This window comes from Flavobacterium gossypii (genome assembly GCF_014138495.1).
Taxonomy (GTDB): domain Bacteria; phylum Bacteroidota; class Bacteroidia; order Flavobacteriales; family Flavobacteriaceae; genus Flavobacterium; species Flavobacterium endophyticum.
On sequence record NZ_JACJIS010000001.1, the window covers coordinates 1,624,155 to 1,637,623 of the forward strand.

General features: G+C 34.0%; 14 protein-coding genes. 10 read left to right on the forward strand and 4 right to left on the reverse strand.

What is annotated here, in order from left to right:
- Window positions 1-16: 16 nt before the first annotated feature.
- From GGR22_RS07465 to GGR22_RS07485, 5 genes are all read left to right on the forward strand, one after another.
- On the forward strand, window positions 17-1,213 hold the full coding sequence (locus GGR22_RS07465; RefSeq protein ID WP_182493136.1) for an O-antigen ligase family protein: 1,197 nt from the start codon (window positions 17-19) through the stop codon (window positions 1,211-1,213).
- The gene (locus tag GGR22_RS07470) at window positions 1,200-2,327 is read left to right on the forward strand and encodes a glycosyltransferase (protein WP_182493137.1); all 1,128 of its coding nucleotides are present in this window, start codon (window positions 1,200-1,202) and stop codon (window positions 2,325-2,327) included. The genes GGR22_RS07465 and GGR22_RS07470 overlap by 14 nt, the downstream gene beginning before the upstream one ends.
- A gap of 193 nt (window positions 2,328-2,520) precedes the next feature.
- Window positions 2,521-3,504 carry a UDP-glucuronic acid decarboxylase family protein gene (locus tag GGR22_RS07475; protein ID WP_182493138.1) on the forward strand — a complete coding sequence of 328 codons (984 nt, stop codon included), beginning with the start codon at window positions 2,521-2,523 and terminating at the stop codon, window positions 3,502-3,504.
- Window positions 3,505-4,857, forward strand: a complete 1,353-nt coding sequence (locus GGR22_RS07480) for an exopolysaccharide biosynthesis polyprenyl glycosylphosphotransferase (RefSeq protein ID WP_182493139.1) — start codon at window positions 3,505-3,507, stop codon at window positions 4,855-4,857.
- 2 nt (window positions 4,858-4,859) lie between these two features.
- Window positions 4,860-5,636: a glycosyltransferase family 2 protein gene (locus tag GGR22_RS07485; protein WP_182493140.1), complete on the forward strand. Its 777-nt coding sequence runs from the start codon at window positions 4,860-4,862 to the stop codon at window positions 5,634-5,636.
- Here GGR22_RS07485 and GGR22_RS07490 read toward each other — a convergent pair.
- On the reverse strand, window positions 5,628-6,938 hold the full coding sequence (locus GGR22_RS07490; RefSeq protein ID WP_182493141.1) for a phenylacetate--CoA ligase family protein: 1,311 nt from the start codon (window positions 6,936-6,938) through the stop codon (window positions 5,628-5,630). The genes GGR22_RS07485 and GGR22_RS07490 overlap by 9 nt on opposite strands.
- Window positions 6,939-7,027: 89 nt before the next feature.
- Between GGR22_RS07490 and purD the strand changes: the two genes are divergently transcribed.
- A complete protein-coding gene (gene purD, locus GGR22_RS07495) occupies window positions 7,028-8,299 on the forward strand; it encodes a phosphoribosylamine--glycine ligase (RefSeq protein ID WP_182493142.1) in 1,272 nt (423 codons plus the stop codon).
- Between the two features lie 65 nt (window positions 8,300-8,364).
- Here the strand turns inward: purD and GGR22_RS07500 are convergent, their stop codons facing one another.
- Window positions 8,365-8,595, reverse strand: coding sequence for a DUF6341 family protein (locus GGR22_RS07500; RefSeq protein WP_121375729.1), 231 nt, complete (start codon window positions 8,593-8,595; stop codon window positions 8,365-8,367).
- Window positions 8,596-8,815: 220 nt separating this feature from the next.
- Between GGR22_RS07500 and GGR22_RS07505 the strand changes: the two genes are divergently transcribed.
- Complete coding sequence (locus GGR22_RS07505; RefSeq protein ID WP_317169778.1) at window positions 8,816-9,643, forward strand: DUF6427 family protein; 828 nt, start codon at window positions 8,816-8,818, stop codon at window positions 9,641-9,643.
- Here GGR22_RS07505 and upp read toward each other — a convergent pair.
- Window positions 9,638-10,291, reverse strand: a complete 654-nt coding sequence (gene upp, locus GGR22_RS07510) for a uracil phosphoribosyltransferase (protein WP_182493144.1) — start codon at window positions 10,289-10,291, stop codon at window positions 9,638-9,640. The two genes, GGR22_RS07505 and upp, sit on opposite strands and share 6 nt — an antisense overlap.
- A gap of 101 nt (window positions 10,292-10,392) precedes the next feature.
- On the opposite strand from upp, the gene GGR22_RS07515 reads away from it, so the two are divergent.
- Genes GGR22_RS07515 through GGR22_RS07525 form a run of 3 tightly spaced genes read left to right on the forward strand, consistent with a single transcriptional unit; the run spans window position 10,393 to window position 12,306 of the window.
- Entirely contained in the window at window positions 10,393-10,998 is a 606-nt protein-coding gene (locus GGR22_RS07515; RefSeq protein WP_182493145.1) for a DUF4254 domain-containing protein, read from the forward strand.
- A 6-nt stretch (window positions 10,999-11,004) separates the two neighbouring features.
- On the forward strand, window positions 11,005-11,211 hold the full coding sequence (locus tag GGR22_RS07520) for a hypothetical protein (protein ID WP_182493146.1): 207 nt from the start codon (window positions 11,005-11,007) through the stop codon (window positions 11,209-11,211).
- 57 nt (window positions 11,212-11,268) lie between these two features.
- Entirely contained in the window at window positions 11,269-12,306 is a 1,038-nt protein-coding gene (locus GGR22_RS07525) for a glycosyltransferase family 9 protein (RefSeq protein ID WP_246336926.1), read from the forward strand.
- A gap of 43 nt (window positions 12,307-12,349) precedes the next feature.
- Here the strand turns inward: GGR22_RS07525 and GGR22_RS07530 are convergent, their stop codons facing one another.
- Entirely contained in the window at window positions 12,350-13,402 is a 1,053-nt protein-coding gene (locus GGR22_RS07530) for a ferredoxin--NADP reductase (protein WP_121375741.1), read from the reverse strand.
- Between the last annotated feature and the right edge of the window lie 67 nt (window positions 13,403-13,469).

The following is a 13,469-nucleotide window of genomic DNA, read 5'->3' on the forward strand; positions in this document are numbered from 1 at the left end:
CTTATAATTACAAGGGATGAAGAAGATTATTGAAAATTACTATGATTATTTATTTATAGGCATGTTACTTCTTTTGCCTTTTTCATTAGCTTTCCCGAGCATTGTTCTCGGATTACTGTTATTTTCTTTTATCATAGATATAAAAAAAATCAATTTCGATAGGTTAAAAACAGGCCCTTTTTATATTCTTTACTTTTTATTCATTTTTATTTATATTAAGGCTCTATTAAACAATAGCTTAATAGTAGATCAGAAGCTGCTTAGTAGGTATTTATTCATTCTGATAATTCCCATACTTTTTTTAAAGCTTAAGGATTTAGAGAAAATTAAAACTGCCCTTATAATTAGTATACAACTAATGATAGCAGTATCAATTTTCAAAATAACGAAACACTATTTGATTTATAATAATTTTCCGCTTGGAGATGGATTATTAGTGAATGAACTTCTTGTCTTAGAAAGGCCTTATGCTGGTTTTATGGCTTTGATGGGATTAATACTCTCACTAGAAAAGATAAAGAATAAAGATAAAAACAAAAATATATTTATATTTTTTAGCGCATTGTCAATTTTTTTTATAGTACTTATAGCAGCTAGGAACTCGTTTATCTCCTTATTGTTTTTATTTTTTTTGTATATTTTTTTCTATTTGAAAATTTCAAAACTTTACAAAGTCGCATTTGTAGGTTTTTGTTTTTTAATAATATTGACAATTGTATCTCTCAATAAAAACATTTTAGAGCGATTTCATATAAACAAAGACATAGAGGGAACACTTTCAAAAATTGCTATTTTCGAGCCGAGATATGTAATTTGGCCTTGCGCTTATGATTTGACGAAACAAGAGGAATTTAATTATACAGTAGGTTTTAAAAGCGAAAAAGAAATCAGCACTAAATTAATTAATTGCTATTCTGAAAAAATAAGTAATGAATCAAGAAGAGGATGGTTTTTAGAAAGAAAATTTAATACACATAATCAGTTTTTAGGCTTTTTTCTTAGTTCTGGAATAATTGGTTTTTTAATACTAATATCATTTTACTTTTTATCTATATTTCTGCACAAACATAACTTTTTTGCTGTAGCAATATTAGCAAGTTTCTTTTTTTTCTTTCTCTTTGAAAATGTTCTCTCTAGACAATTTGGATGCTACATCTTTGCCATTTTTGCCTCTCTTTTTTTATTAAAAAACAATACTAATGAAAAGGAATAAAATAGTTCATATATTACATTCAGTTGGAGGAGTTGATGTCTCATTACGTCTCATCTTATCAAATATTGATAATACAAAATTTGAAAATGTGATTATTCATGGACAAAAAGATACCGAAAATATATTTCTTGATAAGAGTAATCAAAAAGTAAAAAGCTATAGAATACCCATCAATAGAGATATTTCTGTCAAAAACGACTTAAAATCAATTATACAAACGTATAAGATTATAAAAAAAGAAAAGCCCGATCTTATACATTCTCATAGTGCAAAAGGAGGCATCGTAGGCAGAATTGTGGGTAGATTATTAGGTGTTAAAGTCTTACATACACCCCAAGCCTATTCATATTTGAGTACTGAGAACTTCTTAAAAAGAAGAATTTATATAACTATAGAGAAACTATTTGCAAACGGTAATTCAATATTATTAGCATCTTCAAACTCTGAAAAAGATAGAGCTACCAAAGAAATCGGATATAAAGAAACACACACAATTTTATTTAATAATTCTATTCAGCCAATAAATCAATTATCAGAGCTTTCGATTGAAAAAACTTGGCCAGATGAATATATATGTACCGTTGGAAGGCCTTCATTTCAAAAAAATATAGAATTGATGATTCAAGTTATTTTTGAGATTAAAAAGCATCAAAAAAATATTCATTTGGTTTTAATGGGAGTCGGGTATCATTCGCCTCAATTGGATTTGATAAAAAATTTAATAATTAAACTAGACTTAAAATCCAATATTACCTTGTTAGATTGGACAGGCCGCGAAGACATTTTCCGAATAATAAATGATTCAAAATTATACATTTCTACAGCACGCTACGAAGGTTTGCCTTATTCCATTATTGAAAGTCTTGCTTTATCGAAGCCTTGCGTAGTTAGTGATTGTGATGGAAACAGAGATTTAATCGTAAATAATTTTAATGGATTTGTTATCAAAGACAATAATGCAGAAAGTTTTTCAACAAAAATTATCGAAATTTTAAATGATGAGCAACTCTATTTGAAATTCTCTCAGAATGCTAAAAAATATTTTATTGAAAATTTCAATATTCTTGATAATATCAAAAAACTTGAGAACATCTACAAATCGAATATCTTATGATAAGTTAAACATAAAAGATAGCTTAAAAAGCTATTGTCCAAGTTTTTCTCACCATATAAATTATTTTTTTTCAAATATTAACGATTATAGTTTTTTGTTGTAAATGATAATCCTATTTTTGGGAACATTATTTTTGTGGTTAAATTACGTGTTTTTTTCCATGAAATATTTCACGTTAAAAGATTAATCGGATATGAAAAGAGTATTAATAACCGGAGCGGCAGGGTTCTTAGGGTCCCATTTGTGCGATCGTTTTCTAAAAGAAGGTTATTTTGTAATTGGAATGGACAATCTTATTACGGGTGATTTAAAAAATATCGAACACTTATTCCAGCTTGAGAATTTCGAATTCTACCATCATGATATTACCAAATTTGTCCACATTCCTGGCAAGTTAGACTATATATTACATTTTGCTTCACCAGCAAGTCCTATAGATTACCTTAAAATTCCTATTCAGACATTAAAAGTAGGATCTTTGGGGACTCATAATCTTTTGGGATTGGCAAGAGTAAAAAAAGCAAGAATTTTGATTGCCTCTACATCTGAAGTCTATGGAGACCCACTGGTTCATCCACAGACAGAAGAATATTACGGAAACGTAAATACGATAGGGCCTAGAGGCGTTTATGATGAAGCAAAACGTTTCCAAGAATCTATTACAATGGCATATCACACTTTTCATGGCGTTGAAACCAGAATAGTCAGGATTTTCAACACTTATGGGCCAAGAATGCGATTAAATGACGGTAGAGTGATTCCAGCATTTATTGGACAGGCTTTAAGAGGAGAAGATTTGACTATATTTGGCGACGGTATGCAGACCCGATCTTTCTGTTATGTAGACGATCAGGTGGAAGGAATTTATAGGCTGTTACATTCTGATTATGTGCTTCCGGTAAATATTGGAAACCCAGATGAAATAACGATCAAGGATTTCGCAGAAGAAATTATCAAGTTGACAGGTACTAACCAAAAAGTGGTATACCATCCGCTGCCGATAAATGACCCGCTGCAAAGACAGCCTGATATAACAAAAGCCCAAGAGCTGCTAGGCTGGGAAGCCAAAGTGTCAAGATCCGAGGGAATGAGAATTACCTATGAATATTTTAAATCTTTATCATCAGAAGAATTGTTGAAGGAAGAACATAAAGATTTTTCAAAATATATTTTTTAAGTGCGCAAAAAAACAGGAAGATATTCTGGCTACATCAGGCCATTTTCATATATACTAGATTTGATTATTATCAATATCCTAGCAAACTTTCTATTGCCGCAAACATTAAATCTATTAGGATATCACTTTTTTATATCAATCTCGTGGCTTGTAATTGCTTGGAATATTGGATTTTATGAGGTATATCGTTATACAAAGGTTATTGAAATCTTTAGCAGTATACTAAAGCAATATTTCTTCTTCTTGCTTATAAATTTTGCTTTTATAGGATTTTATCTGAAATTCTCAGAGCCTTCAAAAATGATTCAATTTGTTTCATTTTCGCTAATCCTTGTAGGCCTTGCAAAATTTTTCATTTATTTTTCTTTAAGAAGATTTAGGGTTGTTTTTGGAGGAAACTTTCGAAGGGTTGTTATTGTAGGTAATGGAAAAAGTGTAACTCAGCTAGAAGAATTCTTCAACGAGAACCCAGATTATGGTTATAAACTGGAAAAAACGTTTACTCTTGTCCCAAACAAAAAGGAACAAGTGGAAGAATGCTTCAATTTTGTCATGGAAAATAAAATTGACGAAATCTACTGCTCTCTTGCAGAATTGTCAAATGCTGAGGTAAATAAATTTATTGATTTTACAGACAATAATTTAAAAATACTAAAATTTCTTCCGGACAATAAAGAAGTCTTGGCGAGAAATTTAATTTTTGATTATTATGATTATATTCCAATTATATCTATCAGAAATATACCGTTAGACGAAACGGCAAATAAAGTTATTAAAAGGGCATTTGATATTATCTTCTCTTTAGTTGTCATTATCGGTATTTTATCATGGCTAATACCGATTTTAGCGATATTGATAAGAATCGAATCAAAAGGCAGTGTTTTCTTTAAGCAAAAAAGAAACGGATTGAATTACAAAGAATTCTATTGCTATAAATTCCGTTCCATGAGACTAAATGAGATAGCAGATTTGTATCAAGTTTCTAAAAATGACCCAAGAATAACAAGAGTAGGCAAATTCATTAGAAAAACCAGCATAGACGAATTACCGCAATTCTTCAATGTCTTATTGGGAGATATGTCGGTTGTTGGACCAAGACCGCACATGGTAAGCCACACGGAAATGTATGCCCGAAGAATTGACAAATTTATGGTACGTCATTTTATCAAGCCAGGTATTACAGGACTTGCCCAGACTAAAGGCTTCCGTGGAGAGGTAGAGAGCGATAAGGATATTATTTATCGCGTAAAATTTGATATTTTTTATCTTGAAAACTGGTCTTTGCTTTTAGACATAAAAATTATCTTCCTTACAGTAGTCAACGCAATAAAAGGAGAAGAAAAAGCCTATTAGCAATGGAAGAACATCTCGTTTCCATTATTACTCCTTCTTTCAATTCAGAAAAATTTATTTCAGACACTATCAAATCGGTTCAAAATCAGACCTATCAAAATTGGGAAATGATCATAGTCGATGATGGATCTGTTGATAAGACTATTTCCATTGTTGAAAGTTATCTTCATGATAAAAGAATCCAGCTACATCAACAAAAACAAAATTACGGAACTGGAATTTCTCGAAATAAAGCAGTTTCTCTAGCCAAGGGTAGATATATTGCCTTTCTTGATTCAGATGATTTGTGGAAGCCCGAAAAGCTTCAGAAGCAGATAAAATTCATGATTTCGGAAAACCAGCCCTTCACCTTTTCATTTTATGAATGTATGGATGAAAATGGGAACGCTTTGGAGAGAATAATCGAAGCGCCCAAAATCCTTACTTATCACCAATTGTTCTGGAGCAATCTGATTGGAAATCTGACAGGTATTTACGATTCGGCCTTTTTTGGAAAAATAACAATTTCTTCTACCAGAAAGCGCCAAGACTGGATGATGTGGCTCACGATTTTGAAAAAAATAAAAACCGTAAAACCAGTTCCTGAAAGCTTGGCAATTTATAGAATCAGAGAAAATTCTATTTCGGCTTCAAAAACAGCGCTATTGAGACATAATTATAATGTATATAGAAACTTCCATAAATTAAATGTTATCGCTTCAATAGGCTGCATGATCGGCTTCCTGTTCGTGCATTTTTTTATCAAGCAGAAATATGTGAAAAAACTTAAGCTAAAGTAAGGACTGAAATTGTTTTAGCTTTCCTCGATTCGTACGTGCCAAAGAAGTCTTTTGCACAAATACGAATCTCAGATTTGGTTCCAAGTATAAGGAAATTGCGTCCTCAATTTTAGAAATCTGTTCCAAAGACAATTCTTTTTCGCTTACATACTCTATCTCGAACGAATCAATTTTTGTCTGCTTTACTATGAACTCTTTTACATTTCCATCGTCTTCTATGATACTTTTCGTCACATAATAAAAAGTCAGTCCGGGTGATTTTTTTCCGCTTGGAAGAATCGCAATATCGTTTATACGACCAATCAATTGCTTGAGAATAGGTTTTTTAAAAGTACTTTCTGTAGCTAAAATTCCAACATCTCCGATATCATATCGAATGAACGGATGGGCCTTATTATACAACGAAGTGATTACAATACGACCTTCTTTTCCATTAGGAACTGGCTGATTGGCATCGTCCAAAATTTCAACAAACAAGGTTTCGGCATTGACCTGCCATTCTCCTTTGGAATTTTCAAAAGCAATCAGGTCCAGTTCTGAAGCACCATATTCATTGACAATAGGAATTCCAAATTGCTTTTCCATTAAGATTTTATCTTTCTCAAAAAGCATCTCAGAGGTCACTATACATACCTTTAGTGTCGGACATATCTCCTTTAGTAAGATATTTTTTCGTTCCAAATATTTGGCAAATAATACGATAGAACTCGTATATCCATTGATGTAATCGAATTTCTTATTGCGAAAATGATTTAAAAACTTTTCCAAAACAGCATCCGATAAATCAAAAATAGGAAAGCGAAACCGATGTCCCAGAAAGTCCTTCAAGCGTTCTTTTTTATTTCCGATAAAATCCAAAGGAATTCCATAAAACCGCGCTTGGAAAGAAGAGTTAAAGTCAATACCGTGCCATCCAAAACGATACATGTTTGAAGCCCAAGTCATCGCATGGGAGTATTTGTCTTTAGCAAAAATAAACGGATCTCCGCTGGACCCCGAAGTCTTATTGATAAATAATTTTTTAGTATCAAAACCTTTGGAGAGCCTTTGTTGCAATGGTTGTTGCAAATCTTTTTTAGTAATTACAGGCAAACTATTCCAATTATCAGAAGTTTTTCCAGAAGCCAGTTGCTTATAAAAATGATTGTTCTTCAAGTGAAAATCGACAATTTCTTTTCTTTTCCCAAGAATATAATGCTCATAGCTGGCTTCAGGAATATTAAGAATATTCTCAAATTCCAGCCGAGCCTCTTTTATCGGAAAGCCACTAATTTTCAAGGAAAAGTCAAATAGTTTAAACACAGTCGAAAGTTGATAGTTTTTAGTAAATTAATTATTTTTTATGTTCAAAAGCAATTAATTTTGGCACATATTAAACAAACTACACAACAATGACAATTTTATTATTAGGTTCTGGCGGAAGAGAGCATGCTTTGGCTTGGAAAATGCTGCAGAGTGATAAATGCTCAAAACTTTTTGTAGCACCTGGAAATGCTGGTACAGAAGCAATTGCAAAAAATATCAATATTAGTCCAACTGACTTTGAAGCGATAAAAAATTTCGTACTCCAAGAAAAAGTAGAAATGATTGTTGTGGGGCCCGAAGATCCTTTAGTGGTTGGGATTTATGATTTTTTCAAAAATGATGAGGCACTACAGAATATTCCCGTTATAGGTCCGTCAAAAAAGGGCGCTCAATTAGAAGGAAGCAAAGAATTTGCAAAAGAATTTCTAGTAAAACATAATATTCCTACGGCAGCTTATGGCAGTTTTACCAAAGAAACTTTAGAAAAAGGACAGAAATTTTTAGAAACGTTGAGTCCTCCTTATGTTTTAAAAGCAGATGGATTGGCGGCAGGGAAAGGAGTTCTAATTATCCAAGATTTAGAAGAAGCAAAAACCGAATTGAAAAATATGCTTGTCGATGAAAAATTCGGACAGGCGAGCTCAAAAGTAGTTATCGAAGAATTTTTAGACGGAATAGAACTTAGCTGTTTTGTTTTGACTGACGGTAAAAGCTACAAGATTCTGCCTACGGCAAAAGATTACAAAAGAATTGGTGAAGGCGATACCGGCTTGAATACAGGCGGTATGGGAGCAGTTTCCCCAGTTCCGTTTGCTGATGCTGTTTTGCTGGAAAAAATCGAAAATAGAATCGTAAAACCGACAATTGACGGTTTGCAAAAAGATGGAATCGAATACAAAGGTTTTGTATTTATCGGTTTGATCAATGTGAAGAATGAGCCGATGGTAATTGAATACAACGTCAGAATGGGCGATCCAGAAACAGAAGTTGTAATTCCGAGGCTTACATCTGACTTAGTAGAACTATTTTTGGCTGTGGCCGACGAAAAGCTGGATCAAGTTTCTTTAGAAGTCGATTCAAGGAGCGCTACGACTATCATGGTCGTTTCTGGTGGCTATCCGGAAGATTATGAAAAAGGAAAAGCAATCTCTGGAATCGAAAATGTTACCGATTCTATTGTTTTCCATGCGGGAACTAAAACCGTTGATGGACAAGTAGTAACCAATGGTGGCAGGGTTTTGGCGGTAACATCTTACGGCGATAACTTTAAAGAAGCGATACAAAAATCCTATCAAAATATTGACAAGCTGAAATTTGAGAAGATGTATTTCCGAAAAGATATCGGGTTTGATTTATAATCCAATAAAAAATCCGAGAAGCAATAGTTATCGCTTCTCGGATTTTTAATTATAATAAGTTTGGCTTATTTTAAGAAAGAATGAGCCGTAGTATCTTGAAATTCGTCGTTATTGGCTTTGTGTAATTGTAGCTGTTTGATCCAGTAAACAATTGCTACTGCGCAAATAATCATAAAAATCCAGTTCAATGTGTTGGCAGCCCACCAGTTTTTTAGTTCTAAAGCTCTGAAAAAGTCAAGCGGTTTGAACAAAATGTCTACGAATAAATATTGTATTCCTTCAAAAAATGATTTCATATCGTTTCTTTATGTTGTTATTTTATGAATCTTCTAAAATTTTTGTACAGACCAACTTTATAATAGTTCATTTTAGAACAAGTAGTATCTTTACACTGCAAAAGTATAAAATATCCTTATGATAACAAGCGTTTTTAGCAAATCTCGACCGTTAAATTATATAATTATTTCAGCGCTTCTGGTTATATGCTATTTTTTATACCTCCAAAAAGCTCCAGAATTGGTTGATTCTGTTAATGGGATTATGACAAGGACTGGACTTCTGCTGCTTTTGATAGGTTCGCTTTTTATCATAAACTTCGTGACCAAAAAGAATGGATTGAGCAAAGACAATAGCTATACCTTCCTTTTCTTCTTTTCATTCCTAATTTTATTTCCGACAACATTAGTCAACACTAACCTGATTATTTCTAATTTTTTTATACTCTTGGCGTTGCGGAGATTGATTTCTTTGCAATCGCTGCTTACGCCTAAAGAAAAAATATTCGATGCTTCGCTTTGGATTTTTCTAGCGGCAATCTTTCACTTTTGGAGTATTTTGTTCATTTTGATTGTTTTTGTCTCCATCCTTTTTCATGTCTCGAGAGATTATAGAAACTGGGTACTGCCTTTTATTTCCTTTTTTGCTGTCGGAGTCATAGCATTGATGTATGCCCTAATCTTTGACCAAAGCTTGATAGAAACGATAGTTGATAGCGCTTTGATTGATTTCAATTTCAATTATTTTACGAATAATTATCAGAACTTTGCCCTTTCATTATACCTAGTTACTGCAACCTTCTTTTTTATTACGCAAGCCTTGACATTGCCTAATAAGCCGTTGAATATGCAATCGTCCTACAAGAAAATTATTGTCGCATTTATTATAGGTGCGGTTGTTTTCCTGATTTCTTCTGACAAGAATAATAGTCTTTTGATTTATACGTTTGCTCCAGTAGCCATCATGGCGACCAACCATATTGAGTCTATGCAGGTCAATTGGCTAAAAGAAACTTTTGTTTATATAATTGTTGGTTGTAGCATACTGACTTTTTTCTCGCAATTATAACTTATTGCCATACGCCAAATCACCTGCATCTCCTAAGCCTGGCATGATATAGTTTTTTTCGTTCAGCTTTTCGTCCAAAGTCGCAACCCATAGGTGGCAATAATCTGGAAGATGTTTTTGGAGATAAGAAATTCCTTCCGGAACAGCAATCACGACAGCAATATGCACTTCTTTTGGAGTTCCTTTTTCCATCAGTTTATTAAAAACAGCAACCATAGACTGGCCTGTCGCCAGCATTGGATCGATCAATAAAAGATTTTTGTTTTCGATGCTCGGAACAGCCTGGTATTCTACTTTTATGTCAAATGCATCGTCGTTATTATAATGATGGCGGTAGGCCGATACAAATCCGTTTTCGGCGCTGTCAAAATAATTCAGAAAACCAAGGTGCAGAGGTAGTCCAGCTCTTAAGATCGAACACAAGACCAAGTCATCCTGAATTTCGGTCGTCTTTTTGATGCCAAGCGGCGTCTGGATTTCTACATCTTTATAATGAAGGTTCTTGCTCAATTCATACGACATTATTTCGCCAATCCGCTCAATATTCCTGCGGAAACGCATGCTGTCTTTTTGGACATTGACATTTCTAATTTGGCCCAAGAAATGATTCAGTACGCTGTTGGCTTCTGATAAATAATGTATTTGCATAGTTTTTTAAGTGTAAGGTTTGGAATTCAAGGTTCTGAAATCTGAAATTTTTACCAGCCATAAAGGTATAAAAAGTATATTTGTATTTTAATTGTAAATATATGTTTTCAAAATTAGCGTATTCAGTATTTGAGCAGAGCATCCAGGATTATCATAAATATGACAACGTGGACCAGCCAATCAGCAACCCTTATTCAAATGATACATTTGAACATCTATTATATCTGAAAAACTGGATTGATACCGTGCAATGGCATTTTGAAGATATAATCCGTGATCCAAATATTGATCCTGTTGAAGCTTTGAAATTAAAACGAAGAATCGATGCTTCAAACCAAGAGAGAACAGACATGGTTGAATTTATCGATAGCTTTTTCTTGAAAAAATATAGCGGCGTTAAAGTAAAAGACAATGCCAAGATTAATTCAGAAAGCCCTGCGTGGGCATTTGATAGACTGTCTATCCTGGCTTTGAAAATCTACCACATGCATGAAGAAGCAACACGAGCTGATGCTACTCCAGAACACAGAAATGCATGCCAGACTAAACTAAATGTTCTTTTGGAGCAGCGCTCGGATTTGTCAACAGCAATCGACGATCTGCTTACAGATATTGAAAACGGAGACAAGTTCATGAAAGTCTACAAACAGATGAAGATGTACAATGACGATGATCTGAATCCGATTTTGTATCAGAATAAAAAATAAAGACGGATGGCAGAAAAGAATTTTATTAGTTCCGAGCCACTGTTTTTCAAGATTGTCTACGGCGTGACCTTCCTTGCATTTCTATATGTACTATATGAAATGCTTTTTTTAGAAAGCCAGCAGCAATCCCAACCTTTAAAATTAATCGTTCTCGCATTATTTGGCGTTTTCTTTATCAGGAAAGGCTTAAGCGGAATGAAGCAAAACAAATAAGACAAGAGACTTTTTTGAGACAAGCTGTTTCTTAAAAGTCTTTTTTATTTCTAAAAGATGCCAAAAATCAAGCATATAGTAGTTTTTAGACTTTCTGCCATGGGAGATGTTGCCATGACAGTTCCTGTATTGAGAGCTTTTGCCGCACAGTATCCTGATGTGAAGCTTACCGTAGTTTCTCGTCCTTTTTTTAAGCCTTTTTTTGACGGAATTCCTAACCTAGATTTTTTTGAAATCGATCTGAAAGAAAGGCATAAAGGTTTTTTTGGACTGATACGATTGTATAAAGATTTGAAAAAATTAGGGGTTGACGCTGTTGCGGACTTACATAATGTCCTTCGTTCTAAAATAGTGAGGAGTCTTTTTGCATGGAGCGGCAAAAAAACAGCTTTTGTTGACAAAGGACGCGCAGAAAAGAAAGCGCTGACAAGAGCGGAAAATAAAATTTTCAAGCCGGTAAAATCGATGTTTAAAAGACATAAGCAAGTTTTTAAAGAACTTGGCTTTGAACTACGTCTTGAAAATCCGATTTTTCCAAAACAAGCTAATCTGACAGAAGAAATTCTAAATCTTACTGGAGAAAAGGATAAAAAATGGATCGGAATCGCTCCTTTTGCCCAATACGATTCTAAGGTTTATCCGCAAGACTTGATGCAGCAAGTTATCGACAAGCTTGCCGAAAATCAAGATTATAAAATATTTCTGTTTGGCGGAGGGACTAAAGAAATTGAAATATTAGATCAGCTAGCCGCTGGAAAAGAAAATGTGATTACTGTTGCCGGTAAATTAAAATTCGAGGAAGAACTAAAGCTTATTTCGAACCTTGACGTAATGCTTTCAATGGATTCGGGCAATTCGCATATCGCGGCAATGCTGGGCATAAAGGTAATTACGCTTTGGGGCGCAACACACCCGTACGCAGGATTCTTGTCTTTTAACCAGACGATGGATACTGCTATAGTTTCTGATAGAGAAAAATATCCGCTGCTTCCGACTTCAATTTATGGCAATAAAAAAGTAGAAGGATATGAAGATGCTATGCGAAGCATTCCAGTTGATAAAGTTGTTTCTGTTGTCATAGATCAATTAAAATAAAAAAAGAGGCCTTTCGAGCCTCTTTCCATTTTATGTTTTTCGATTAAACATCATCAAAATCAATATAGATTTCTGCTGAAGTTGGATGTGCCTGGCAAGTTAAGGTCAATCCTTCGGCAATTTCGCGGTCGGTCAAGATAGAATTCTTTTTCATTTCGGCAGTACCGGAAACAATTCTGGCGATACAGCTGCTGCAGATACCTCCTTGACAAGAGTAAGGAGCATCGATTCCTTGCTTTAAGGCGGCATCGAGAAGTGTCATTTTTTGCGACATGTCGAAAGTAGTTTCTTCATCGTCTACCAAAACGGTCACTTTGCTATGTCCTTCTAATGATTCTTCAATCTTATTTTCTTTAGTCGAAGCAGAAAACAATTCAAATTTAATGTCCTTTTCTTTGATGTTATTTTCCCTCAAGACGTTATTTACGACATTGATCATTTCTTCCGGACCGCACAAATAAAACTTGTCAAATTCTACAGAAGCATGTTTGTTTTTCAATACAAAATTTACCGCGGATTTTTCGATTCTTCCAAATAAGGCATTTTCGGCTCTTGCCTGGCTGAATACGTAATGTACGAACAGTCTTCCCGTATATTGGAGCTGCAGGCTGTGCAATTCTTGATGAAAAATAGTTTCGTCTGGAGTTTTATTGCCATAAATCAAAACAAAAGTGCTTTGTGGTTCTTTTTCTAAAACACTCTTAAGTATCGACATTACTGGCGTTATTCCGCTTCCGGCAACAAAAGCAGCATAATTTTTTATCCTGTTGGAATCTGGCTCAAAAATGAATTTTCCTTCTGGCGAACCTACTTCAATCGTATCTCCAGCTTTTAACTGCTTGTTTGAAAACTGAGAAAAGGCTCCGTTTGAAACGGCTTTGATTGCAATTCGTAACTCACCGCTGTCAGGCGAAGAGCAGATGGAATAGGCGCGACGGATTTCGTTTCCGTCAAGCGTCAACTTTAGATTTATATATTGTCCGGCGACGAAACTATAATGCGATCTTAATTCTTCTGGTACGTTGAACAACACAGAAACAGCATCTTTTGTTTCTCTCCTGACTTCCTTTATTGTTAGTTTATAAAATGTAGACATTCTGTATATTTTATGCAAAAGTAAGCATTCCCAAAACTTTTTTAAATAAGAAAACCTTAAAAAATAA